The organism is Paenibacillus praedii (assembly GCF_049725345.1).
GTDB lineage: Bacteria > Bacillota > Bacilli > Paenibacillales > Paenibacillaceae > Pristimantibacillus.
This window is the reverse complement of sequence record NZ_JBMWAM010000001.1, coordinates 294,049-318,520: the sequence shown is the minus strand read 5'-3', so window position 1 is coordinate 318,520 and position 24,472 is coordinate 294,049. Positions and strand designations below refer to the sequence as shown.

The 24,472-nt window shown below is 46.4% G+C and carries 23 protein-coding genes; all 23 read left to right on the top strand.

Annotated features, from left to right (window positions below):
• Positions 1-2 precede the first annotated feature (2 nt).
• The 23 genes from ACO9K6_RS01545 to ACO9K6_RS01435 all read left to right on the top strand — a co-directional run bounded on the left by ACO9K6_RS01545 (position 3) and on the right by ACO9K6_RS01435 (position 24,339).
• A complete protein-coding gene (locus ACO9K6_RS01545) occupies positions 3-1,409 on the top strand; it encodes a DUF342 domain-containing protein (protein ID WP_424765767.1) in 1,407 nt (468 codons plus the stop codon).
• Positions 1,410-1,443: 34 nt separating this feature from the next.
• A complete protein-coding gene (locus ACO9K6_RS01540) occupies positions 1,444-1,761 on the top strand; it encodes a hypothetical protein (RefSeq protein WP_424765766.1) in 318 nt (105 codons plus the stop codon).
• A gap of 37 nt (positions 1,762-1,798) precedes the next feature.
• Positions 1,799-2,371 (top strand): DUF6115 domain-containing protein, encoded by a 573-nt coding sequence (locus ACO9K6_RS01535; RefSeq protein ID WP_424765765.1) that lies wholly within the window; start codon positions 1,799-1,801, stop codon positions 2,369-2,371.
• Positions 2,364-2,954: a hypothetical protein gene (locus tag ACO9K6_RS01530; protein WP_424765764.1), complete on the top strand. Its 591-nt coding sequence runs from the start codon at positions 2,364-2,366 to the stop codon at positions 2,952-2,954. The genes ACO9K6_RS01535 and ACO9K6_RS01530 overlap by 8 nt, the downstream gene beginning before the upstream one ends.
• Before the next feature lie 179 nt (positions 2,955-3,133).
• Complete coding sequence (gene rpsB / locus ACO9K6_RS01525; protein ID WP_424765763.1) at positions 3,134-3,832, top strand: 30S ribosomal protein S2; 699 nt, start codon at positions 3,134-3,136, stop codon at positions 3,830-3,832.
• A gap of 137 nt (positions 3,833-3,969) precedes the next feature.
• Positions 3,970-4,620: a translation elongation factor Ts gene (tsf, locus tag ACO9K6_RS01520; RefSeq protein WP_424765762.1), complete on the top strand. Its 651-nt coding sequence runs from the start codon at positions 3,970-3,972 to the stop codon at positions 4,618-4,620.
• A 102-nt stretch (positions 4,621-4,722) separates the two neighbouring features.
• On the top strand, positions 4,723-5,451 hold the full coding sequence (gene pyrH, locus ACO9K6_RS01515) for a UMP kinase (protein ID WP_424765761.1): 729 nt from the start codon (positions 4,723-4,725) through the stop codon (positions 5,449-5,451).
• A complete protein-coding gene (gene frr / locus ACO9K6_RS01510; protein WP_424765760.1) occupies positions 5,451-6,005 on the top strand; it encodes a ribosome recycling factor in 555 nt (184 codons plus the stop codon). Before pyrH ends, frr begins: the two co-directional genes overlap by 1 nt.
• Positions 6,006-6,067: 62 nt before the next feature.
• Positions 6,068-6,832 (top strand): isoprenyl transferase, encoded by a 765-nt coding sequence (locus ACO9K6_RS01505; protein ID WP_424765759.1) that lies wholly within the window; start codon positions 6,068-6,070, stop codon positions 6,830-6,832.
• 27 nt (positions 6,833-6,859) lie between these two features.
• Positions 6,860-7,654, top strand: coding sequence for a phosphatidate cytidylyltransferase (locus tag ACO9K6_RS01500; RefSeq protein WP_424765758.1), 795 nt, complete (start codon positions 6,860-6,862; stop codon positions 7,652-7,654).
• A gap of 17 nt (positions 7,655-7,671) precedes the next feature.
• Positions 7,672-8,811 (top strand): 1-deoxy-D-xylulose-5-phosphate reductoisomerase, encoded by a 1,140-nt coding sequence (locus tag ACO9K6_RS01495; protein ID WP_424765757.1) that lies wholly within the window; start codon positions 7,672-7,674, stop codon positions 8,809-8,811.
• Between the two features lie 94 nt (positions 8,812-8,905).
• Positions 8,906-10,180 carry an RIP metalloprotease RseP gene (gene rseP, locus ACO9K6_RS01490; protein ID WP_424765756.1) on the top strand — a complete coding sequence of 425 codons (1,275 nt, stop codon included), beginning with the start codon at positions 8,906-8,908 and terminating at the stop codon, positions 10,178-10,180.
• A 10-nt stretch (positions 10,181-10,190) separates the two neighbouring features.
• Complete coding sequence (gene proS / locus ACO9K6_RS01485) at positions 10,191-11,639, top strand: proline--tRNA ligase (RefSeq protein WP_424765755.1); 1,449 nt, start codon at positions 10,191-10,193, stop codon at positions 11,637-11,639.
• 43 nt (positions 11,640-11,682) lie between these two features.
• The gene (locus tag ACO9K6_RS01480; RefSeq protein WP_424765754.1) at positions 11,683-15,990 is read left to right on the top strand and encodes a PolC-type DNA polymerase III; all 4,308 of its coding nucleotides are present in this window, start codon (positions 11,683-11,685) and stop codon (positions 15,988-15,990) included.
• A gap of 169 nt (positions 15,991-16,159) precedes the next feature.
• The gene (gene rimP, locus ACO9K6_RS01475; protein WP_424765753.1) at positions 16,160-16,621 is read left to right on the top strand and encodes a ribosome maturation factor RimP; all 462 of its coding nucleotides are present in this window, start codon (positions 16,160-16,162) and stop codon (positions 16,619-16,621) included.
• A 51-nt stretch (positions 16,622-16,672) separates the two neighbouring features.
• Positions 16,673-17,770: a transcription termination factor NusA gene (gene nusA / locus ACO9K6_RS01470; protein ID WP_424765752.1), complete on the top strand. Its 1,098-nt coding sequence runs from the start codon at positions 16,673-16,675 to the stop codon at positions 17,768-17,770.
• Positions 17,771-17,816: 46 nt separating this feature from the next.
• Positions 17,817-18,131, top strand: a complete 315-nt coding sequence (gene rnpM / locus ACO9K6_RS01465; RefSeq protein WP_424765751.1) for an RNase P modulator RnpM — start codon at positions 17,817-17,819, stop codon at positions 18,129-18,131.
• The gene (locus tag ACO9K6_RS01460) at positions 18,118-18,450 is read left to right on the top strand and encodes a L7Ae/L30e/S12e/Gadd45 family ribosomal protein (protein ID WP_424765750.1); all 333 of its coding nucleotides are present in this window, start codon (positions 18,118-18,120) and stop codon (positions 18,448-18,450) included. The genes rnpM and ACO9K6_RS01460 overlap by 14 nt, the downstream gene beginning before the upstream one ends.
• Before the next feature lie 61 nt (positions 18,451-18,511).
• Positions 18,512-21,079, top strand: coding sequence for a translation initiation factor IF-2 (gene infB, locus ACO9K6_RS01455; protein WP_424765946.1), 2,568 nt, complete (start codon positions 18,512-18,514; stop codon positions 21,077-21,079).
• Between the two features lie 7 nt (positions 21,080-21,086).
• Positions 21,087-21,443, top strand: a complete 357-nt coding sequence (gene rbfA, locus ACO9K6_RS01450) for a 30S ribosome-binding factor RbfA (protein ID WP_424765749.1) — start codon at positions 21,087-21,089, stop codon at positions 21,441-21,443.
• Positions 21,440-22,429 carry a DHH family phosphoesterase gene (locus ACO9K6_RS01445; RefSeq protein ID WP_424765748.1) on the top strand — a complete coding sequence of 330 codons (990 nt, stop codon included), beginning with the start codon at positions 21,440-21,442 and terminating at the stop codon, positions 22,427-22,429. Before rbfA ends, ACO9K6_RS01445 begins: the two co-directional genes overlap by 4 nt.
• Positions 22,430-22,432: 3 nt before the next feature.
• Positions 22,433-23,347 (top strand): tRNA pseudouridine(55) synthase TruB, encoded by a 915-nt coding sequence (gene truB / locus ACO9K6_RS01440; protein WP_424765747.1) that lies wholly within the window; start codon positions 22,433-22,435, stop codon positions 23,345-23,347.
• A gap of 44 nt (positions 23,348-23,391) precedes the next feature.
• Positions 23,392-24,339 carry a bifunctional riboflavin kinase/FAD synthetase gene (locus tag ACO9K6_RS01435; RefSeq protein WP_424765746.1) on the top strand — a complete coding sequence of 316 codons (948 nt, stop codon included), beginning with the start codon at positions 23,392-23,394 and terminating at the stop codon, positions 24,337-24,339.
• Positions 24,340-24,472 lie beyond the last annotated feature (133 nt).

The following is a 24,472-nucleotide window of genomic DNA, read 5'->3' as shown; positions in this document are numbered from 1 at the left end:
AGGTGGGTAATCTACAATTGGAAACATACCTTCATATCCAGACATCAGCCGATAAGTTGTCCGCCTTTTTAACTTTTAACCGTTTTTCGGATGAATTTAGTTGCAGTAGTAAGGAATTGGAGGACTTTATTCGCAGTAATGGTGTTGTTTATGGACTAAGGAGCGATTTGCTAAAACAAATAGCCTCGAATCCTCTTGCCTATTATAAGGAGCAAACGTTGATTGCGCAAGGGGATGCGGTTACTGCAGGCCAGGATGGATTCGTAAAGCTTGTTTTTAATATGGAAAAAAAATATAATCGTCCTGCCGAGCTAGAGGACGGGAAGGTAGACTTTAAGGAAGTCGTTCAGCTCAAAAACGTGATGCGAGGTCATTTGATCGCAGAGCGCTTCGATCCGCTGCCAGGCGCACCGGGGAAGATGGTTACGGGTGAAGAGATTCCTCCTAAGCTGGGCAAGCAGGTTAGATTTAAGGTCGGTAAGAATGTCGTTGTTAATGACGATCAGACAGCTATGTACGCGGCTATTGACGGACTAGTTACGTTAACGGACAATGAAAAGATCAATGTGTTTCCGATATATGAAGTTAATGGTGATGTTGATTACAGTATTGGAAATATTGATTTTGTCGGCACGGTTATCATTCGCGGCAATGTCCTTAGCGGTTTTCGTATCAAAGCTTCTGGAGACATTAGAATCATTGGAGGCGTTGAAGGCGCGGAAATCGAAGCGGATGGCTCTGTTGAGATAACCGGAGGGCTTTTGGCTGGTAATAAAGGCTATGTCAAGGCAGGGCGCAATGTTCGAAGCTCCTTCGTTCAAGACGGCAACGTTATCGCAGGTGAAGAAGTGCTGGTATCGCAAAGTATTATGCACTCACATATTAAAGCAGGTAAAAATGTTGTTTGTTCAGGAGCAAAAGGCTTGATTGTCGGCGGACTTATTCAAGCTGGTGATCTTGTCAGCGCCCGTACGATTGGAAACTCTATGTCCACAACAACAACTATAGAGGTCGGTGTCAAGCCGGAGCATAGATCTGAACTCACAGAGCTAAGGACGAAGCTCAAGCAAGGCATGGAAAATCTGGACAAAACAGATAAAGCCCTTACTATACTGGATCAGTTGGCGGCAGCAGACCAATTGTCTTCGGATCGACTTGCTATGCGAATCAAGCTTACAGCAACAAAGCGGCAAACGATTCTTGAAAACGATCAAGCCAAGGAGAAAATTCTTGAAATTGAGAAAACGCTTGAGGATTCAGAAAGCTCCAGGGTAAATGTTTCGAATACTGTATTTGGCGGCACTAAAATCGTGATTGGCAGATACACTAAATTTGTTAAGGATTCTGCACAGCGCGTATCGTTCCGTTACTCAGAGGGGGATATTGTGCTTGTTCCATTTACTTCTTAGCAACGCCGATTAATTCGAGAAGGGGTGAGCGGAAATGACATTCAAGCCTATTCATTTGCAAATGTCTATACCACGTACGCCAGAATTTAGCGGTCAGCATGGACATGCTCTTCATAAGCCTGTTGCAGATCAGAATATGCTGGCGAACCAGTCAGCCAAGCTTACAGAGGAGCTAAGAAGCAAGAACACGGAAGTTGAGCATACAACAGGCCTTCAGGTACGCAGTGAGCAGGATGGACATAACGGAAATGAGCATTCCAACAGGAAGCGTAGAGATAAGGTTGAGGAGTCGGAGGCCGATGAGCAGCCTGCGCATCCGTATAAAGGACATAACTTTGATATGAAGCTGTAAGGCTGGAAGCTTCTATTAGAAAGGCGGGTACAAAACGTTGCAGCCATATTTGCATTATATCCTATTACTTGGTGCAGTTGTCATTGTAGGCGCCCTAGCTCTACCGCGTAAGAAAGTAGATTCGGCCATTCCAGAACATGCTGTCCAAAACATGGAAACTGCATTAGAGCAGTTTATGGAAAACATGGAGAAGGATAATGACGAGCTTGTGCTGCTGGTAAAGCGGGCACAGCAGGAGGCGAAGGCAGAGTCCGATAAAATGGAATTGCGTCTGAAAGAGCTTGAGCGGAAATATGAGCAACAGACGGAGCAGTTGCAGCTTGCGCTTGAGAGAAGTGCTGCGTTTGCAAGCAAGCCGGAGACACCTTACTTCTCTGACGAGCCGAAAGCCATTCACCCTTCTAGGAAAGCAGCAGAGCAACAGGTTCCTCCACCCGTATTAGTCGAGCAGCCGACTGTAAATTCGATTCATGCGCGATACTCGGAGTTATTTGAGCTCTACGACCAGGGAAAATCTATTGAGATGATTTCGAAAAAGCTTGGTATGAATAAAGGCGAGGTGCAGCTCATCATTCAGCTGGCGAAGCAGGAGGGGGGCTCACGTGCTTAAAAATCGAATGTTTCTCATTGGACTGGGGTCCGGGATTATTATTGGAGCATTGCTTTTTCAGCTTATGTTAATGGGAGAGCAATCCAATCAGAATCTGCAAAATATCGATAAAGAACTAAATGATAAGCTTTATACGCAGGATGAAGTAGATGCTATGATTGAGGCCGAGCGCGATTCCGCAAAAATTGACGAGCAATTAAAATCAGATGAAGTAACCAAAGTGCAGCCATCCCCGTCTCCTTCGATTAAACCTGCATCGAGCAATACAGAAGGTGCTAAGGAGAAGGAGCAGGCCGCTACTGCTGCTGAAAAAAAATCGGAAACAATACCTGCGAAGCATGTTATCCGAATTGAAGAAGGCTTAAATTTGACCAATACAGCTAAGCGTCTAGCAAAATACAATATTATTGATGATCAGGCAGCATTTATTAAACAAATGAAATCAACAAAAAAACTGGTTCGCGCCGGTTATTTTTTGTTTCCTGAAGCGATAACAGTTGATCAGGCGGTTAAGATCGTGACCAGCGAGCCGCTAACGAGATCAGAGGCAGTAGCTATCACTACTGACATTAAGTCGAAGTAGGCATTCTTTTTATGAAACTATTGTTGCGCCGAATATGTATTTGTGGTATATTAATTGACGGTGTTAAAAACGCACGCAGGTCAATTTTGTCAATTGGTGCTTCCGCCCGGCGGAAGTTTTGACGAAAGATGCGACATGCGGAGGAGCACTAAAAAACCATAACAGGAGGTGTTGGAGAAATGGCGGTTATTTCCATGAAACAGCTTCTAGAAGCTGGGGTACACTTCGGTCATCAGACTCGTCGTTGGAATCCGAAGATGGATCGTTATATCTTCACAGAAAGAAACGGGATTTACATTATCGATTTGCAAAAAACGGTTAAGAAAGTTGACGAAGCGTACAACTTTGTTAAATCGATCGCTGCTGAAGGCGGCACTATGCTTTTCGTAGGAACAAAAAAACAAGCTCAAGATTCTGTTAAAGAAGAAGCAGAGCGTTGCGGTAACTTCTACATCAACCAACGTTGGTTGGGTGGAACTTTGACTAACTTCCAAACGATTCAAAAGCGTATCGATCGTTTGAAGCAGTTAGAGAAATGGGAAGAGGATGGCACTTTCGAGGTTCTTCCTAAGAAAGAAGTTATTATTCTTCGTAAAGAAAAAGATCGTCTGGAAAAATTCCTTGGCGGTATTAAAGGTATGAAATCCCTGCCGAGCGCGCTGTTCATTATCGACCCGCGCAAAGAGCGTATCGCGGTTGCTGAAGCTCGTAAACTGGGTATCCCAATCGTTGGCATCGTGGACACAAACTGTGATCCGGATGAAATCGACTATGTAATCCCTGGTAACGATGATGCAATTCGTGCGGTTAAGTTGTTGACGTCGAAAATGGCTGACGCAATCGTTGAAGCTAATCAAGGCGAACAAACAACAGCTTAATTTTAGTTAGAAAGTCAACAAAGGGTGGTCAGATGGTGATAAACCTCTCACTGCCCTTTTTTTGAACGCAATTCAATTCTGACATCTGATTATAACGAAGCCAGAATGGCATCGTGAAAATAATAGGAGGGTTTACTATGGCAGTTAGTGCTAGCGCGGTAAAGGAACTACGGGAAAGAACAGGAGCAGGAATGCTTGATTGCAAAAAAGCTCTTGACGAAACAAATAACGATATTGAAAAAGCGATTGCCCTGCTTCGTGAGAAAGGTCTATCGGCAGCAGCTAACAAAGCTGGACGTATTGCAACAGAAGGCGTTGTTGAATCCTACATTCACGCAGGCGGCCGTATCGGCGTTATCGTTGAAGTAAACTGTGAAACAGACTTCGTTGCAAAAACGGACCAATTCCGCGATTTTGCAAGAGATGTTGCAATGCAAATTGCGGCAGCTAATCCGAAGTTCGTTCGTCGTGAAGAAGTTCCTGGCGATGAGCTTGAGAAAGAACGCGAAATTTTGAAGGCTCAAGCACTTAACGAAGGCAAGCCAGCTAACATCGTTGAGAAAATGGTTGAAGGCCGCATTTCAAAATATTATGAAGAATATTGCTTGCTTGAGCAATCCTTCATCAAAGACCCAGACAAAACGATCTCGACATTGCTGAATGAAAAAATCAGTGCAATTGGCGAGAATATCTCCATCCGTCGTTTCGTTCGTTATGAGCTTGGCGAAGGACTTGAGAAAAAAGTAGACAATTTCGTTGAAGAAGTTATGGCTCAAGCAAAACTTTAATCCGAACGCACAGGCGGGGCGGGGCGTCCGCCCCGCCTGCTTGTATGATTAGAACATATTTGATAACCTCGACAATTGAGGTGCATGATGGAGGTATAGACGTTGGAGCAACCTGTGTTTAAACGTATCGTCTTGAAGGTAAGTGGTGAGTCGCTGTCTGGACAGGAAGGTTATGGCATAGAAGCATCTGTCATTTCTTCGATAGCTGATCAGGTTAAAGAAGTAATTGCGCTTGGTGTTGAAGTGGCAATTGTTGTCGGAGGCGGCAACATCTGGCGTGGAATCGCCGGAACAGCAAAAGGTATAGATCGCGCAACAGCTGATTATATGGGAATGCTGGCTACTGTAATGAATTCACTGGCGCTTCAGGACGCACTGGAACAAATCGATGTGCCTACCCGCGTTCAGACGTCAATCGCTATGCAACAAATTGCCGAGCCTTATATTAGACGCCGTGCTATTCGTCACCTTGAGAAAGGCCGCGTTGTTATTTTTGCTGCGGGCACAGGTAATCCGTTCTTCTCCACTGACACAACTGCAGCTTTACGTGCGGCTGAAATTGAAGCGGAAGTTATTTTGATGGCCAAAAATAAGGTGGACGGCGTTTATTCGGCTGATCCTTTCAAAGATAATACAGCAGAGAAGTATGAGGAGCTTACCTACCTCGATATGCTTAATCGCAATCTAGGTGTTATGGATTCTACTGCATCCTCACTCTGTATGGATAACAATATTCCTCTAATTGTATTCGCCATTACGGAGAAGGGGAATATTAAACGCGTCGTCCTTGGTGAGAAAATCGGAACGATTGTGAGAGGAAGTGCGAAATAATGCCGCAAGAAATTAAAAAGAATGCCGAAGAGCGTATGGATAAGGCTATTGCCGCAATGAAACGTGATTTCTCCTCACTGCGGGCTGGTAAAGCTAATCCTGCGTTGCTTGATCGTATACAGGTTGAATATTACGGAGCTATGACTCCCCTTAATCAATTAGCCAATATAAACACTCCGGATTCGCGTACATTGTTCATTCAGCCATGGGATAAGTCTTCATTAAGTGCTATTGAGAAGGCGATTATGAAATCAGATCTTGGGCTAAATCCATCAAATGACGGCTTAGCGATCCGTATTTCTGTACCGCCGCTTACGGAAGAGAGACGTGCTGAATTGGTGAAAACATCGAAGAAATTTGGTGAAGACGCAAAGGTGGCTATCCGTAATATTCGCCGTGATGCGAATGATGCGGTGAAGAAGCTGGAGAAGACAACGATCTCTGAGGATGAATCGCGTGGTCATCAGGAGGATATCCAGAAGGCAACCGACAGATTTATTGCAGAAGTGGATAAAGTGTTAGCAGCTAAAGAAAAAGAAATTATGGAAGTATAATAATACTCTGGGCCCCTCCGATAGGTGGGGTTTGGTTTTGATTTTGGTTGGGAGGAAGTTAGATGATCGAGCGACTTTGGGCCAAGTTTGGCAAATCGTCCCTACAGCCGGCTGATCCAGAAGCCTTTCAGAACGTGCCTGAGCATGTTGCCATTATTATGGATGGAAACGGTCGCTGGGCTAAAAATCGTGGGTTGCCACGAGTGGCAGGTCATCACTCCGGTATGAAGGCGGTCAAGCGAATTACGATGGCGGCAGACCGGCTGGGCGTCAAATATTTGACGTTATATGCGTTTTCAACAGAAAACTGGAAACGACCCAAGGAAGAAGTGGATTTCCTCATGAAGCTTCCTCAGCAATTTTTGGAAATTGAATTAGAGGAGCTCATCGCCAATAACGTCCAGGTTAGAATGATGGGCCACAAAGAGGGCTTGCCGCCATATACGATTAGTGCGTTAGAAGAGGCAATTGTAAAAACAGCGGGTAATACCGGTTTGATTTTAAATTTCGCTTTAAATTATGGCAGTAGGAAAGAAATGCTGGAAGCAGTCAAAGAAATCGCTGCTGAGGTTCAACAAGGACGAATAAATATTGAAGATATTGACGATAAAGTTATGGCGGATCGTTTGCTATCTGCGGATTTGCCTGATCCTGATCTGCTCATTCGTACAAGTGGAGAGCTGCGATTAAGTAACTTTATGATGTGGCAGCTTGCTTATAGTGAGTTGTGGTTTACGGATGTATATTGGCCTGAATTTACGGAAGCGCATTTTCAAGAAGCGATTATGGAATATCAGCGCCGTGCACGTCGATATGGTGGATTGTAGCTTCAAGTAACGGAGTGTGACTTTTCATTGAGACAACGAATAATTACGGGTGTTTTAGCAGGCGCATTTTTCATTGGTTTAGCTGGAATAGGCGGATGGTTTTATACCGGATTACTCATTTTGCTTGCTATTATCGGGTTTTCTGAATATGTGCGCATGAATGGGGCAGCATGGACGCATCCAGCTTCACTGCTTGGTTATGCAGGCGTGCTGCTTTTCGTGCTTCCGTGGTCCGACTGGGGAATGGTTATGCCATCGCCATTAACATTTCTTTGGATGCTGGCCTTTTTGCTGCTTGCGCTAACCGTTGTTACGAAAAATAAAACGACCATCGATGGCGCCGCGCTCATGTTGCTAGGCGCTTTATATGTTGGCTATGGATTTGCGGCTATGATTGAAGTTCGACAAGCAGGGGAACACGGATTGTTTTGGACATTTCTTTCCTTTGGGTGTATTTGGTCTTCAGATATCGGCGCTTATTTTTTTGGAAGGGCTTTAGGCAGAACGAAGCTTTGGCCTTCAATTAGCCCGAATAAAACGATAGAAGGAGCATTGGGCGGAGTTTTGCTTTCACTAATTATCTCTGCTGCATTTGCGTTGGCTGCACCGGAGCTGATCTCTCTATCAGCGGCATTACTTATCGGATTGCTTGCAGCAATTGCGGGACAGTTCGGAGATTTAATTCAATCAGCTTACAAGCGTGTGCGAGATATTAAAGATACAGGTGCGCTGCTTCCGGGACATGGCGGTGTATTGGATCGTTGTGACAGCTGGTTAATTGTATTTCCGCTGCTGCTGCTGACGGGGCTGATCCCTGTATAATTCAGGAGGATTTTCGCATGAAGAGAATTAGTATATTAGGTTCTACCGGTTCTATTGGAACACAAACGTTAGACATTATCGCTCATGATCCAGAACGCTTCAGGGTTGTTGGATTATCTGCAGGGTCAAATGTTGATTTGCTTATTAAGCAAGCAAACCAATTTAAGCCTGGCATTGTAAGTCTTGCAACCAAAGAGGATGCGGAGGCGGCTCGTCCGCATTTGCCAGCTGCTACAAAAGTTGTATACGGTGAAGAGGGTTTAATCGAGATTGCGGCAGGAACTGATGCTGACATCGTCGTGACAGCCATTATGGGGAGCAGAGGGCTTCCGGCAACATTAGCTGCTATCGATGCAGGAAAAACAATTGGTTTAGCCAATAAAGAAACACTGGTCACTGCCGGTCATCTCGTTATGGAGCGTGCTCGATTGCGCAATGTACCGATTTTGCCAATAGACAGTGAGCATTCGGCGATCTACCAATGCCTGAATGGTGAGAGTCGACAAGCAGTGAAGCAAATCACGTTAACGGCTTCCGGAGGCTCGTTCCGCGATCGCAGCAGAGAACAGCTCGAAGGAGTAACCGTTGCGGAGGCGCTTAATCATCCGAATTGGTCGATGGGCGCTAAAATTACGATTGATTCAGCGACGATGGTGAACAAAGGGCTGGAGGTCATCGAAGCCAGATGGCTGTTTGATGTTACATATGATCAAATAGATGTCATTATTCATCCGGAAAGTATTATCCATTCCTATGTGGAATTTGTTGATCATAGTGTTGTGGCCCAGCTCGGTCTCCCGGATATGCGAGTTCCGATTCAGTATGCGTTAACCTATCCCAATCGGCTTACAACGCCAACTGAGCGGCTAAAGCTGGCCGAAATAGGTAGACTGAACTTTCGCGAAATGGATTTTGAGAGATATCCATGCTTGCGACTGGCCTTTGAATGCGGCCGAAATGGCCAGTCCGCCCCAGCGGTATTCAATGCGGCCAATGAAGTAGCGGTGGCTCGTTTTCTCAAAGGTGAGATAACGTTTTTAGATATCGAGCGGATATTAGAGACGGTAGTCAGCAAACATGTGGCAACGGATATAATCGACCTTCAGATTATTGCGGAAGTAGACGCTTGGGCACGTAAGCTGGCGGAATCCGTTTAATTCGGTCAATTGCTGGTTCTCTTGTATCGGACGGGAGAATAATGATAATCTATGTACAGGGTACAGGCCGTAATGAACAGGAGGCTTCAGCTTAATGCACATGATTCAGGTCGTCTTTTTGACGGTGCTCGTATTTTTCGTTATTGTAACGATTCATGAATGGGGTCATTACTATTTCGCAAAAAGAGCGGGGATATTAGTTCGAGAATTTGCTATTGGCTTCGGGCCAAAGTTATTTTCGTTAAAACGAGGAGAAACGAGATACACGCTAAGACTTATCCCAGCAGGCGGTTTTGTGCGCATGGCGGGCGAGGATCCCGAAATTGTCGAGGTACAGCTTGGACAAACCATAGCTGTACGTGTCAAGGACAATGTAATCACAAGGATTTATTTGGATCGACTTAACGAGCGGAGCGGTGTTATTCGCGGCGAAGTTATCAACATTGATTTGGAGCGCAAGCTGTCCGTCGCTTTGGATGTTGAAGGCGATCAAGAGAGCTATTCGGTACATCCTCAAGCTTTGATGATTTCAAAAGGGAAAGAAACGCAAATCGCACCAATTGATAGACAGTTCGGAAGCAAGACGGTCGCACAGCGTGCGCTTGCTATTTTTGCAGGTCCGATGATGAACTTCGTCCTTGCATTTGTTTTGTTTGCTGTCTATATTCAGATGGCGGGAGTCGTGGTCGACAACCCTGACAAGCTTTTCGTGAATGAAGTAACGGAAGGGATGCCTGCGGATCAAGCAAATCTTCAAAAAGGCGATGTCATCGATTCGGTAAACGGGGTTAAGATCGGTGCCGATTTTGATAAAATGATTGATATTATTGGAAAATCACCGAATGAAGCTGTAACTTTAAATATAATTCGTGATGGTCAAGAGCAGAAAATTGTTCTCACTCCTACGCCGAATGATGAGGGAGTAGGCAAGGTAGGGATTACAGCAGCTTTACCAACACGAGCGGCCACTTTTTCAGAAACATTTACGGGCGCGGCCAGTCTTATGAAAAATATGACGATCAGCATTTTTGAAGGCTTTAAAAAGCTTATATTCGGAGAGTTCAAGCTGGATGATTTGGGTGGTCCCGTACGTACGGCTGAGGTGACAAGTCAAATCGCCCAGCAAGGGATTGCGCAGCTTACATCCTGGACTGCGCTGCTTAGCCTGTATTTGGGGATATTTAATCTTCTTCCGATTCCGGCGCTGGATGGAAGCCGCCTTATTTTTCTTGGGATCGAGGCAATTCGCCGTCGTCCTATCGACCCAAGCAGGGAAAGTTTGGTTCACTTCATCGGCTTCGCGTTAATTATGCTGCTGATGCTGGTAGTTACCTATAATGATATTTTACGATTGGTAAGAGGGGAGTAATTAGTCGCTCATGTCTAAAGACAAACAGTTCGTTACAGAAATAACACCGCAAAGCGAAGATTTCTCAAGATGGTACATTGACGTCATCAAAAAAGCAGAGCTCATGGATTATTCACCCGTACGCGGATGCATCGTATTCCGCCCGGAGGGTTATGAGCTTTGGGAAAATATTCAGCGTGATCTCGATCGCAGATTTAAAGAGACCGGGCACCGCAATGCTTATTTCCCTTTATTTATACCTGAAAGCTTCTTTCAAAAAGAAAAGGAGCACGTAGAAGGTTTTAATCCAGAGCTTCCTTGGGTGACAGAGGCTGCGGGAGAGAAGCTTGAGGAGCGTCTCGCCATTCGTCCGACTTCGGAAACGATGTTCGGCCATATGTATTCCAAATGGATTCAATCCTATCGCGATCTGCCGCTTCTCATTAATCAGTGGGCGAACGTTGTCCGTTGGGAGAAACGGACGATGCCATTCCTTCGCACGAGCGAGTTTTTATGGCAGGAGGGCCATACGGCTCACGAGAACGAAGAAGAAGCACGTCAGGAAACGATGCAAATGCTTGAGGTATATACGCAGTTTGTTGAAGAGTTTCTAGCCATTCCGGTTATTAAAGGCGAGAAGACGCCTTCGGAGAGATTCGCGGGCGCAGTGGATACGTATTCCATTGAAGCGATGATGAAGGACGGCAAGGCTGTGCAAGCTGGAACGTCTCATTATCTTGGTACAAAATTTGCGGTAGCTTTTGACATTAAATTTCTAGACCGCGAGAATACTTTGCAATTCGCGCATACAACCTCATGGGGGGTAAGTACGCGTTTGATTGGCGCTCTGATTATGGTGCACGGAGATGATCGTGGACTGGCATTGCCGCCGAAGGTAGCGCCGACACAGGTCATTATGATTCCGATCGGACCAGCGAAAATGCGCGAGCAGGTCGTAGGACGTGTGGACGAGCTGTATGCGGAGCTGAAGAAAGCAGGTATTCGTGTTCGTGTCGATGACCGCGCGGATGTGAGCCCAGGCTGGAAGTTTAATGAATATGAAATGCGTGGCGTTCCGCTTCGACTTGAGCTTGGACCGCGTGATATGGAGAATGGACAAGTTGTGCTTGTTTCCCGTATTACTGGTGAGAAGCGGATCGTTCAGCAAGCGAATCTAGTTGCTGAGGTTGAGGCTTTCTTAGCGGAGACGCATGAGGAGATGTATAATCGGGCAAAGCAATTCCGTATTGATAATTCTCGTTCAGTCGATACGCTAAATGAAATGAAGGACTTTCTTGAGGAGCAGCGCGGCTTTGTCGAAGCTGGATGGTGCGGCTCTGCAGCTTGCGAGAAGCAGGTTAAAGAGGAAACAGGGGCGACAAGCCGGAATATTCCATTCGAACCATCGGTTCACAAGGAAACTTGTCTCGTATGCGGCGATCCCGCTAAGCATACTGTCGTGTTCGCAAGAGCTTATTAAGGACTGAAGCTAGTTCGGTTCGGATCTTAAGGAGTGAGATCATATGACTCAGACCGCAGACAAGCGGCAGCGCTTTGAGCTTTTATTGCAGCAAGCAGAGCTGCCGCAGGAACTTATTAATCAATATTTTCAAGATGGATATATCGATCAGGTTATTGTAAGTAAAAGCAACCGGAAATGGACGTTTTGCATACGCAAAACGTCCATGGTTCCTTTACAGGCGTATAACGGCCTTTGTCAGGCTGTTCGCACGAAATTTTCGCATATTGCGGACATTACATTTTTGATGCAATACGATTCCGTAGTCGAAACGGAGTCCATCGTTATGCAATACTGGGGCTTGTTCATGGAATGGGCGCAGCATGAGATAGCCTCTGTCAATGGTTGGCTGCAAAAAGCGAGCATAACCGTCGAAGGGGACGTACTGACGTTGTCGCTGCTGGACAACACCGGACTAGAGCTTGCTCGCAAAAAACGTGTGGATGAGGCCATCGTTCGATTCTACAATTCTTTTTTCCAACGAACCTGCAAAGTGAAAATGATCGTAAATGAGTCGCGTCAGGAAATCATTGACGAATACAATCTCCGAATCGTGCAGGAAGAACGCGAATTTGTGCAGCAGATGATGGATAATTCACAGACTGAAGCGGAGAATGTGGACGAGGGCGAAGTGCGATTAGCGGTCGGTTATGATATTAGAGAAGAACCCGTGCCTCTTATGAATATTATAGAAGAAGAGAAGAAGATTACGGTACAAGGTGCCGTCTTCGGACTGGATGTCAAGGAGCTTCGCAATGGCAGTACATTATTCACCTTTAATTTAACCGACTTCACCGACTCCATCGCGATGAAAATGTTCGCGAAAACGAAGGATGACGTTAAAATTTTAAGCCAAATAGCAAATGGCAAGTGGGTTAAGGCTCGAGGCCGTATTGAATACGATCGCTTCATGCAGGAGCCTGAGCTTGTCATGATGCCTAATGATTTGCATGAGGTTAGAGCTCCTGCAGACCGCATGGATAAAGCGGAGGAGAAGCGCGTGGAGTTTCACCTCCATACGACGATGAGTGTGATGGATGGCATTACGCCAGTAGACACTTACATCAAGACAGCGGCAAAGTGGGGACATAAGGCTATCGCTATAACGGACCACAGCAATATCCAGTGTTATCCAGATGCCAACAAATCAGCCAAAAAACATGGCATTAAAGTGTTGTTCGGCGTTGAAGCCAATGTCGTGAACGATGCGGTGCCGATGGTGCTTGCATCCCGGCCTGAACCGTTGGCAACGGCGACCTACATCGTATTCGATATTGAGACGACAGGCTTATCTGTCATCAACAATAAGATTATTGAGCTTGCCGGTGTCAAGATGCGTGACGGTAAAGAGATTGATCGCTTCTCCACACTAATTGATCCTCTTGAGAAAATTCCATATCATATCACGCAATTGACTAATATTACTGACGATATGGTTAGAGGCCAGCCAGAGCTTGAGCCGAAGCTCCGGGAGTTCATAGCATTCATTGGGGATGATGTGCTTGTTGCGCACAACGCGCGTTTTGATATCGGTTTTATCCAAGCAAATTGCAAGGCGCTAGGCATGCCGGAAGTGAAAAACCCAGTGCTCGATACGCTGGAATTGGCACGTTTCATTCATCCGTCTCTCAAAAACCATCGTCTTAATACGCTCGCAGACAAATATAAAATCAGCCTTGAGAATCATCACCGTGCAGTCGATGACTCCCTTGCGCTCGGCGGCATTCTCTATGGTCTAATTGCCGATGCAGCAGAACGAAATATTACAAATCTGCATCAGCTTAACGATTATGTAGGTATCGATTTGTCGAATTCACGCCCTTTTCATTCCAGTATTTATGCATTAAACGCTGTCGGCAAGAAAAACCTTTTCAAGCTCATTTCGATATCCCATACAGAGTATTTCAAGAGGGTAGCGACGATACCAAAGAGTAAGCTTGTCGAATTGCGCGAAGGGCTGCTTGTCATTTCCGGCTGTGAGAAGGGTGAATTTTTTGAAACGGTACTGAACAAATCTTATGAAGAGGCGGTCGAGGTTGCCCGCTTTTATGATGTGCTTGAAATTCAGCCCATCGATTTTTACATGCACCTCGTAGAAAAGGGCTTGGTTGGCAGTCGTGCTGAAATCGAGCAAGCGCTAAGACGTGTTTGCCAAATTGGCGATGAGCTTGGCAAGCCTGTTATTGCTACTGGTAACGTGCACTATTTGAACCCGCGTGACAAAATGTACCGCGATATAACGATTAACGGTATAACGGGCTTCAGTCCGCTTAAAGCACAGCGTAAGCCGGATGCTCACTTCCGTACAACGGATGAAATGCTGGAGGAGTTTGCTTTCCTGGGTGAAGCAAGAGCTCGCGAGGTCGTCGTGACAAATACGAATGAGCTCGCTGATCGCTTCGAGCCTTATGATATGTTCCCGACCGGACTTTTTGCTCCGAATATTGATGGCGCCGATGAGGAAATTCGTAACACCTGCTACGAAACAGCGAAATCAATGTATGGCGAACAATTGCCGCAGGTCGTCATTGACCGTTTGGAGAAAGAACTCGTTCCTATTATTAAATATAAGTTTTCGGCCAACTACCTGATTTCCGAGAAGCTTGTTAAAAAATCGAATGCGGACGGTTATCTCGTCGGCTCACGGGGCTCGGTCGGCTCTTCGGTGGTGGCTACCTTCCTTGGCATATCTGAGGTTAATCCTTTGCCTGCTCACTATTTATGCAAAAATCCGGAATGCCGCCACAGCGAATGGTTTTTGGATGGCAGCGTACCGAGCGGCTTTGACTTGCCCGACAAAAATTGTCCGAACTGCGGGAAGCCGATGAAGGGTGAAGGACAGGATATACCGTTCGAAACCTTCCTGGGATTCAAGGGGGACAAGGTTCCCGATATCGATCTTAACTTCTCCGGTGATTATCAGCCGATCGCTCATAACTACACGAAAGAGCTGTTTGGAGAGAAAAGTGTATTTCGTGCGGGCACGATCGGTACAGTGGCAGAGAAAACCGCTTATGGCTTCGCGAAGAAATATGAAGAAGAGCATAACAAGAAATGGCGCGGGGCCGAGCTGGCAAGACTTGCAAGCGGCTGTACAGGTGTTAAGCGCAGCACCGGTCAGCATCCAGGTGGCATCGTGGTTGTTCCGGACTATATTGAAGTTGAGGATATTACGCCGGTACAATACCCTGCGGACGACGTGAATGCGGAATGGAAGACCACGCATTTTGACTACCATGCCTTTGATGAAAATTTGCTCAAGCTCGACATACTCGGGCACGATGATCCGACGATGATGCGGATGCTTCAGGATCTCACAGGTGTTGATCCGACGACAATTCCCATGAACGATCCGAAGGTGATGAGCATGTTCAACTCCACGCAGGCGCTGGGCATACCGGGTGAAAAAATACGTTCATCTGTCGCGACCTACGGTGTACCGGAGATGGGGACGAAATTCGTGCGTCAGATGCTTCAGGAAACGCAGCCTTCCTCCTTTGCCGATTTGCTGCAAATTTCCGGATTGTCACACGGAACGGGCGTATGGCTCGGCAATGCACAGGAGCTTATCAAGAAGGGCACCTGCAACATTAAAACGGTTATCGGCTGTCGTGATGACATTATGCTTTATTTGATTTATAGAGCCGACATGGATGCGGGTCTTGCCTTCAAAATTACAGAGAGCGTTCGTAAGGGCAAAGGGCTGACGCCAGAGTGGATTGAGGAGATGAAACGCTGCAAGGTGCCGCAATGGTATATTGACTCCTGTCTGCGCATCGAGTACATGTTCCCGAAGGCACATGCCGCAGCTTACGTGATTTCCGCTGTTCGTACCGCCTTCTTCAAGCTTTATTATCCAATTGAATATTACGCCACTTACTTCACGGTAAGAGCGGATGATTTTGATTTGGAGCTGTTGTGCCAAGGCTATGATGCCATCTTACGCAAGCTTATCGAGATCGAAGCCAAGGGCTTTAATGCCTTGCCTAAAGAGAAGAATATGGTCTCTCAGCTGGAAATGTCGCTTGAGATGACAGCACGGGGCTTCTCCTTCAAGCCGATTGATCTATATCGTTCAGATGCGACAAAATTTCAGGTAGATGGAGATTCGCTTATTCCTCCTTTTGCCGCGATCGCCGGAATTGGTGATAATGCCGCGCGCAATATTGCGGCTGCAAGGGATTATGGAGAGTTTCTGTCAATCGAGGATTTCCAGATGAAATCCAAGGCGACAAAGACGATTATTGAGGTGCTTGGCAGCATGGGCTGCTTCCGCGGATTGCCGGAATCCAACCAGCTTTCCTTGTTTTAGGCGCACGAGATATAGAAAAGATTTCTTGTCACTCTAAAGCGGTTATGTTATAATTTTTCTGGCAATGATGAAGATAAAGACTTTAATGCAGAAGAGTGGGGAAACCCACTCTTTACGTTTTGTATTCGACAAAATCGCATAGCGTTTATTAACAGGAGGTCAACTGAATTTGAGTACATCCAAAATCAAAACCGCCGTTGAGGAAATGATAAGCCCTTACCTCAGCAGCAATGGATTTGAACTGGTTGATATTGAATATGTGAAGGAAGGCAGCAACTATTTCCTGCGCATATTCGTGGATAAAGAAGGCGGAATCGATATCGATGACTGCGGCCGGATTAGTGAATATGTCAGTGAGCAGCTGGATAAGAATGATCCAATCACTGATGCCTATTTTCTTGAGGTATCCTCGCCTGGCGCTGAGCGCCCGCTTAAGAAGGAAGAAGATGTACGCAAGGCAATCGGCAAGCATATTTACGTAACAACATATGAACCGATTAGCGGCGCTAAGGAATTTGAAGGGCTGCTGCTTTCATTTGATGGAGAAAACGCGGTTGTCCGCACTGGCAAGAAGGAGCATACAATTCCTTATGCGAAATTTGCCAGCGCTAGACTTGCAATCGTGTTTTAAAAATAGTAGCATCCATTCGTTTTAGAATATGAAAGGGGGAGCTCCATTCCGATGAGCATGGATTTTATTGAAGCGTTACAGGAAATTGAAAGAGATAAGGGGATTACCAAGGACGTGCTTCTGGAGGCGATCGAAGCCGCACTTATCTCGAGTTATAAACGGAATTTTAATACGGCGCAAAACGTTCGCGTTGATATCAATCGTCATACTGGCGTCATCAAAGTATATGCCCGCAAAACCGTCGTAGATGAGGTTCTTGATCCCCGGCTTGAGATTACGATTGAGGCATCCCGCGAGATCAATCCTCATTACCAGCTCGACGATGTCGCCGAGATTGAAGTAACCCCCCGTGATTTCGGACGTATCGCAGCCCAAACGGCGAAGCAGGTCGTTACGCAGCGTATCCGCGAAGCGGAGCGGGGACTTATTTACAACGCATTTATCGACAAAGAAGAGGATATCGTGAACGGTATTGTTCAGCGGCAGGATGTTCGGAATTTATTCGTGGATTTAGGAAAGGTCGAGGCTGTACTGCCTTTGACAGAGCTTATGCCTACCGATAAATTTAAGCATGGCGATCGTGTGAAGTCGTATATTACGAAAGTAGAAAATACGACTAAAGGTCCTCAAATTATTTTATCGCGTACGCATCCAGGCCTGTTGAAGAGATTGTTCGAGCTAGAAGTGCCTGAAATTTACGATGGTGTCGTTGAAATTCGTTCAGTGGCGCGAGAGGCAGGGTTCCGTTCAAAGATCGCCGTTCATTCCCGTAATTCTGAGGTCGATCCTGTCGGTTCTTGTGTTGGGCAGAAGGGAATGCGCGTTCAGACGATCGTTAACGAGCTGAAAGGCGAGAAAATCGATATCGTTCGCTGGTCGGAAAATGTGAATGAGTACGTAGCAAACGCACTTAGCCCGTCTAAGGTGCTTGAGGTTATTGTGTTCGAGCAAGAGAAGATGGCTAGAGTCATTGTTCCTGATTACCAATTGTCACTTGCAATCGGTATTAAAGGTCAGAACGCTAGACTTGCCGCGAAGCTCACAGGGTGGAAAATCGATATCAAGAGCGAGACGCAGGCCGAACAGGAATATGGCCGTCCGAAGTCGCTCACGACGATTATGCACCAAGACTCCGTTTCTATCGATTAATTCATTATGATAAAAGTCAATTCAGCTGGCAGAGGAGGGGTGTGCGGTGAAACCGAGAAAAGTACCGCTTCGCAAATGCGTCGCTTGTCAGGAGATGATGCCGAAGAAGGAACTCATACGGATAGTACGGACACCGGCCGAAGAGGTGCAAATTGACCTGACAGGCAAGAAAGCGGGCCGTGGTGCTTATTTGTGCGGAAAAGTTAACTGCTTTAAACTTGCCAAAAAGTCGAGGGCGCTTGATCGGGCGCTCAAACAGCCTGTTGGAGATCATATTTATGATCAATTAGAGCGTGATTTTATAGCGGTTGAAGAACAATTCAAGGCAAACAAGGAGCTGATCAGCGATGAAGCAGAATAAGAGCTTATCGCAGCTCGGTATGGCGATGCGTGCCGGAAAATTGATCACCGGTGATGAAATTGTTCTGAAAGCGGTACGAAGCAAGCAAGTGTATCTTGTTATTATTGCAGGAGATGCTTCAGATAATACAAAGAAAAAGTTTCGTGACAAATGCAGCACCTACGGTATACAACTCGCCGAAGCATTCGACCGTGAGCAGCTAGGAAAGGCGATTGGAAAGCCCGAACGCGTTGTGCTGGCGGTAACTGATGCGCAATTCGGAAAAATGATTGCGAATCATCTGAGTCATAATACGGAGGTGGATCATATTGGTCAATAAACAAGACAATAACGAAAATAAAGATAAGCTGCGGGTATACGAGTATGCAAAGTCAATCAATATGAGCAGCAAAGAAATCATCACGATTCTTAAACGGCTGGATTTACCGGTTAATAACCATATGAGTGTCATGGAAAATGAGATGGTCAATAAGGTGGAAGGCTTTTTCCGCAACATTAAGCAAAACGCTGCGGCAAAAAGGGCGCAGGACACCACAACGGCTTCCGTTTCTTCCGCTCAGCCAACTGCTAACCGGCCGGAAGCGCAGCAGGACCGGAAGCCGCAGGGACAATCAGGACAGGATAATAAAAATACTAATCAAGACAGACAGGGGCCTATGAATTCTATTAATACGAAAACACAAACCAACCAACAACAAAGTGAACAGCGACCAGCAAGTCAGCAAAACAACCGTCCGGGGCAGCCAACCGGCAGCAACCGTCCTTCGCAAGGAAATGCGGGAGCAAATCGCGGCAGCCAAGGTCAAGGTGGCCAAGGCAATCGTCCAGGACAATCGAATAATGGCAATAATCGTGGAGGTCAAGGTCAAGGCGGCGCTAATCGTCCTGCACCGTCAGGCCAGAACCGCAGCACGCAAGGCGGACAAGGTACCCAAGGCGGCAGCAGCCGTCCAAGCGCACCTCGTCAGGATGGAGCTAATCGTCCAGCAGCACAGGGGCAGAATCGTACCTTCGATTCGAGACCGGCACAGGGGCAAGCTCGTGGAAGTAATGATGGGGCTAACCGTAAAGGAAGACCAGGCCAAAACCGATTTGATGATGGCAAGCCGAACGGCTTCAAAGGGAACAATCGCGGAGGAGCAAAAGGCCGCGGTGGACGATTCCAGCAGCAGCCTCCACGTGAGAAGATTGACAATACGCCTAAGAAAATTATCGTCCGCGGCACAATGACCGTTGGCGATTTGGCGAAATTGCTTCACAAGGATGCTTCTGAGGTTATTAAGAAGCTGATTTTCCTTGGCGTAATGGCTACAATCAACCAAGAGATCGACATGGATGCTATCCATTTGATCGCTTCTGATTATGGCGTTGAGGTTGAGGTGAAAATCCCAGTAGAGGAAGATTCCTTCGAAACCGTTGAAGAGACGGATGAGGAGGAGGATCTCGTGGCTCGTCCACCGGTTGTGACGATCATGGGTCACGTTGACCATGGTAAAACGACCTTGCTTGATGCGATTCGCAAAACAAATGTAACTGGCGGCGAAGCTGGCGGCATTACGCAGCATATCGGTGCCTACCAAGTTGAAATTAATCATAAGAAGATTACGTTCCTGGATACACCAGGTCACGAAGCGTTTACGCTGATGCGTGCGCGCGGTGCACAGGTAACCGATATTACGATCATTGTTGTTGCCGCGGATGACGGCATCATGCCTCAGACTGTTGAGGCAATCAATCATGCGAAAGCAGCGGGCGTACCGATCATTGTTGCTGTCAACAAAATTGATAAGCCTGAAGCGAATGCGGACAAAATTAAGCAAGAGATGACAGAATACGAACTCGTGCCTGAGGAGTGGGGTGGCGATACCATTTTCGTCGAAGTATCCGCAAAGCAGCGCATTGGGCTCGAAGGGTTATTGGAAATGATTCTGCTAGTAGCAGAGGTTAATGATTATAAAGCTAACCCGGCTAAACGTGCTCGTGCTACAGTAATCGAGGCAGAGCTTGACAAAGGTAAAGGTCCAGTGGCGCGTATCCTCGTTCAGCACGGAACGCTTAAAATTGGTGATGCCTTCGTAGCGGGTAACTGCTTCGGCCGCGTAAGAGCTATGGTCAACGATAAAGGCCGCCGCTTAAAAGAGGCTGGACCATCTACGCCTGTAGAGATTACGGGTCTAACGGAAGTGCCGCAAGCGGGAGATCCGTTTATGGTATTCGAAGACGAACGCAAAGCGCGTGATATTGCTGATCGCCGCTCGATTAAGCACCGCCAATCCGAAATGGGAGCTAATACCCGCGTAACGCTTGATGATTTGTATAACCATATCAAAGATGGTGAAATTAAAGAACTGAACGTCATTATCAAAGCAGACGTTCAAGGCTCTTCGGAGGCGCTGAAAGGCTCGCTTGCAAAAATCGATATTGAAGGCGTTCGCGTTAAAATCATTCACAGCGGTGTAGGCGCGATTACGGAATCAGATATCATTCTTGCATCGGCTTCCAACGCCATCGTTATCGGCTTTAACGTTCGTCCTGATCCGCAAGCGGAAGCAACGATTGGGCAGGAAAAAGTTGATGTGCGTATGCACAGAGTTATTTATAACGTTATCGATGAGATTGAGCAAGCGATGAAGGGTATGCTTGATCCGATCTACAAAGAGGTTGTAATTGGCCATGCTGAGGTTCGTAACGTATTTAAAGTAACAAAGGTTGGCGCGATTGCCGGCTGTATGGTTACCTCTGGTAAAATTGCACGTAATGCGGAAGCGCGTCTTATCCGCGGCGGCATCGTCGTCTTCACAGGCAAAATTGATTCCTTGAAACGCTTTAAGGATGACGCTAAGGAAGTTGCACAAGGTTACGAGTGCGGAATTACGCTTGATCGCTTCAACGATGTAAAAGAAGGAGATACGATCGAAGCGTTTGTCATGGAAACCGTAGAGAGGTGAGTATAGCATGGCGAAAATTCGGGTAGGACGGGTCGGCGAACAGATTAAAAAAGAGCTGAGCCAAATTATTCAAACTGAACTTAAGGATCCAAGGATCGGGTTCATAACGGTAACTGGTGTAGAAACAACAAGCGATTTATCACAGGCTAAAGTATATCTCAGTGTGCTTGGCAGCGATGAGCAGAAGGAAGCGACGCTTAAGGCACTAGCAAGCGGGACAGGTTTTATCCGTACAGAGCTCGGCAAACGAATGCGACTTCGCCACACGCCTGTGCTGCTATTCAAGTTTGACAGCAGCATTGAGTATGGCAGCCGGATTGAAGCCCTTCTTGACAATATCAACAGCGGGAACGAATCACGATGACGATGCCCGAAAGCTATTTGAAGCAGTTGGATGAAGCGTATGCGTTCATGAGGAATGCGAATAATTTCCTTGTTGTGTCGCACGTTCAGCCTGACGGTGATGCAATCAGCTCTACGTTAGTCGTAGGCTGGCTGCTTCAGAAGCTGGGCAAGTCAGCGGTGTTGATCAATGAAGGCGAGCTGCCTTCCAGGCTTAGCTTCCTGGATAATTTCGAATCCATCGTTAATTATAAGCAAGCTCCACCTGAACAAAAGTTCGATGCCGTCATTGCGATTGACTGCGCAGATTACAGACGTATTGGCGACGTAACAAGCAGCTTTGCTCATGAAGCAAAGCTGCTTAATATCGACCATCATCCTACGAACAATAGTTTTGGTGCTTTAAATGTCATAAGGGCTGAAGCAGCTGCTACAGTTGAAATCCTGTTTGATCTCATTGAGAGAGCGGGAATCACACTCGATCTAAATTGTGCTACTGCGATTTATACAGGTTTATTAACGGATACAGGAGGCTTTCGATACTCCAATACAAGTCCGCGTGTGATGAATATCGCATCGCAGCTGCTTGCGATTGGCGTTTCTGGAAATGAGCTTGCCGATCATTTGCTCGAGAAAATGACACTAGCCAAGCTGAAGCTTCTGCAGATCGCTTTGAGCCGGCTTACGTTTTCGGACAATCTTGAAATCGGATGGGTGTATATTGGCAAAGACGATTTGCAAGAAACCGGTGCTGTGCGTGAGGATCTTGAAGGAATAGTAAATTATGCGCTTAACGTTGACGGTGTTGAGGTAGGCATTTTGTTTAAGGAGTCAGAAGACGGCGCTGTGAAAGCAAGCATACGCTCTGCTGGTAAAGCTAATGTTGCCGCTATTGCACAAACCTTCGGCGGAGGCGGACATGTAAGAGCTGCAGGATGCAGGCTTGACGGACCTTTGCCGGATGCCATACAGCAGCTGGTGGAAGCAGTTAGAAAGGCGTTGATTTAAACGATGGACGGCATTTTGGCGGTATGGAAGCCTGAAGGCTGGACTTCTCATGATGTGGTTGCAAAGGTACGGCGATTGCTGAAGATGAAGAGAATAGGCCATACGGGCACACTAGATCCAATGGTTACAGGAGTATTGCCTTTATGTCTTGGACGGGCGACTAGAGTCGTTGAATATGTGCAGGAGCGGCCCAAAGCCTATGAAGCTGTATTACAGTTGGGAGTTGCCACCGATACAGAGGATCTGACCGGGACAATTATTGAGCAGCAATCTGTCCATAGCATTACAGAGAAGGCTGTTCGGGAAGTGCTCGAGCGGTTTCAAGGAGAGATTGAACAAGTACCACCTATGTATTCAGCTGTGAAGGTTGATGGCAAGCGATTGTACGAGCTTGCTAGAGAAGGAAAAACAGTTGAGCGCAAGTCTAGAAAGGTAACCATACATGACATTGAACTGCTGAACGCTAAGCTGGACCAAGAAAAGCCGACAATTACATTTACAGTGAATTGCTCTAAGGGTACTTACATCCGCACCTTATGTGTAGATATCGGGAAAGCGCTTGGAGTGCCGGCTGCAATGGCTCATCTTACGAGAACAATGTCTGGCGGCATTACAAAAGAGAGCTGCTTGACGCTGGATCAAATTGAACAGCTTCAAAAGGATGGCAACTTAGAAGGTCATTTAATTGCAGCAGATGAAGCAATATCACATTTGGAACGTGCTGTTGTTCCGACCTCGGTAGGTCGTCTTGCCCTTTTAGGTCAGAAAATCAGCCTGACACAGGGTCATATGCATGGTTCGGACAAGCATGATGGACAACTTGTACGATTATATAATGAAGATCATTCGTTCTTGGGCATTTTTCAAATTGATACGACGGCTGCTATTTTCAGAGCAGTCAAGGTATTCTCTGCGTAACCGATCAGTAAGGAAAGTTAACAAGAAATGCAGGTGTGTCAGCGTTGGAAATTATCCCATTAAGTTATCCTTTAAACGGTTTGTCCATGTTATCGCTGGACAAGCCGCTTTCCATAGCTATTGGCCATTTTGACGGCGTTCATCGCGGACATCAAAATGTCATTCGCAAGGCAGTCATGGAGGCAAAGAAAGCCGATATGCTTTCCGCGGTTTTAACCTTTGATCCACATCCGAAGGAAGTGCTGGGACAAGGTGACCAATATTATCGATGCCTAACGCCTTTGGACGTGAAGACGGCTTTGTTTACGGAGCTTGGCGTGGATCTCGTATTTATTATGAGGTTCAATATTGAGTTTTCAGCCGTATCCCCGGAGAGATTCGTAGATGATGTTCTCCGAACCCTGCATGCCAAGCAAGTGGTAGTTGGTTTTGATTTTAATTTCGGTCATCGCGGCTCAGGGGATACAGAGGCATTAAAACGTCTTGGACATCCTGATATTGCTGTCCATGTTATCGAGCCGTTATTTGAGAATGGCGTTAAGGTAAGCAGCACCTATGTGCGTGAATCACTCGAGCAAGGTGATTTGGAAATGGCAGAGCGTTTGCTAGGACGACCTTACGAAGTAACAGGAACCGTCGTTCATGGCGATGGCAGAGGCAGAACGATTGGTTTTCCAACGGCAAATCTCGAGTTCGCTCATCCATACATCGCGCCTAGACTTGGCGTTTATGCTATTACCGCTTGGCTTGACGATCAATTCTATTCGGGTGTTCTGAATCATGGACTTAAGCCGACATTTAATAAGCAGGATATTCGGCCGGTCATGGAGGCTCATCTTTTTGATTTTGAAGGGGATATTTATGGCCGGCAGATAAGCATTCAGTTCCGCTCATTTATAAGGCCGGAGCAAAAGTTCAATTCCGTAGACGAGCTCGTCAAACAAATTGAATTAGATTCTCAAAAAGCGAGAGAAATAGCAGACTATCGCTAATTACTCGACAACATACTATCTTTTATGTTATACTTTACATCGTTGTGGGTAGGTAGTCATTATGGTTGTCTATTCATAAACTTAACCTTAGCTTGGGTGTCCGCTCTCACCGACGGCAGCGAGGCTAATGGCG

Excerpts from the sequence above, each read along its gene's own strand:
- ACO9K6_RS01540 (WP_424765766.1), top strand. The coding sequence starts at position 1,444 with ATGACATTCAAGCCTATTCATTTGCAAATGTCTATACCACGTACGCCA.
- rpsB (WP_424765763.1), top strand. The coding sequence starts at position 3,134 with ATGGCGGTTATTTCCATGAAACAGCTTCTAGAAGCTGGGGTACACTTC.
- tsf (WP_424765762.1), top strand. The coding sequence starts at position 3,970 with ATGGCAGTTAGTGCTAGCGCGGTAAAGGAACTACGGGAAAGAACAGGA.
- frr (WP_424765760.1), top strand. The coding sequence starts at position 5,451 with ATGCCGCAAGAAATTAAAAAGAATGCCGAAGAGCGTATGGATAAGGCT.
- ACO9K6_RS01505 (WP_424765759.1), top strand. The coding sequence starts at position 6,068 with ATGATCGAGCGACTTTGGGCCAAGTTTGGCAAATCGTCCCTACAGCCG.
- ACO9K6_RS01495 (WP_424765757.1), top strand. The coding sequence starts at position 7,672 with ATGAAGAGAATTAGTATATTAGGTTCTACCGGTTCTATTGGAACACAA.
- rseP (WP_424765756.1), top strand. The coding sequence starts at position 8,906 with ATGCACATGATTCAGGTCGTCTTTTTGACGGTGCTCGTATTTTTCGTT.
- proS (WP_424765755.1), top strand. The coding sequence starts at position 10,191 with ATGTCTAAAGACAAACAGTTCGTTACAGAAATAACACCGCAAAGCGAA.
- ACO9K6_RS01480 (WP_424765754.1), top strand. The coding sequence starts at position 11,683 with ATGACTCAGACCGCAGACAAGCGGCAGCGCTTTGAGCTTTTATTGCAG.
- nusA (WP_424765752.1), top strand. The coding sequence starts at position 16,673 with ATGAGCATGGATTTTATTGAAGCGTTACAGGAAATTGAAAGAGATAAG.
- ACO9K6_RS01460 (WP_424765750.1), top strand. The coding sequence starts at position 18,118 with ATGAAGCAGAATAAGAGCTTATCGCAGCTCGGTATGGCGATGCGTGCC.
- infB (WP_424765946.1), top strand. The coding sequence starts at position 18,512 with ATGAGCAGCAAAGAAATCATCACGATTCTTAAACGGCTGGATTTACCG.
- rbfA (WP_424765749.1), top strand. The coding sequence starts at position 21,087 with ATGGCGAAAATTCGGGTAGGACGGGTCGGCGAACAGATTAAAAAAGAG.
- ACO9K6_RS01445 (WP_424765748.1), top strand. The coding sequence starts at position 21,440 with ATGACGATGCCCGAAAGCTATTTGAAGCAGTTGGATGAAGCGTATGCG.
- truB (WP_424765747.1), top strand. The coding sequence starts at position 22,433 with ATGGACGGCATTTTGGCGGTATGGAAGCCTGAAGGCTGGACTTCTCAT.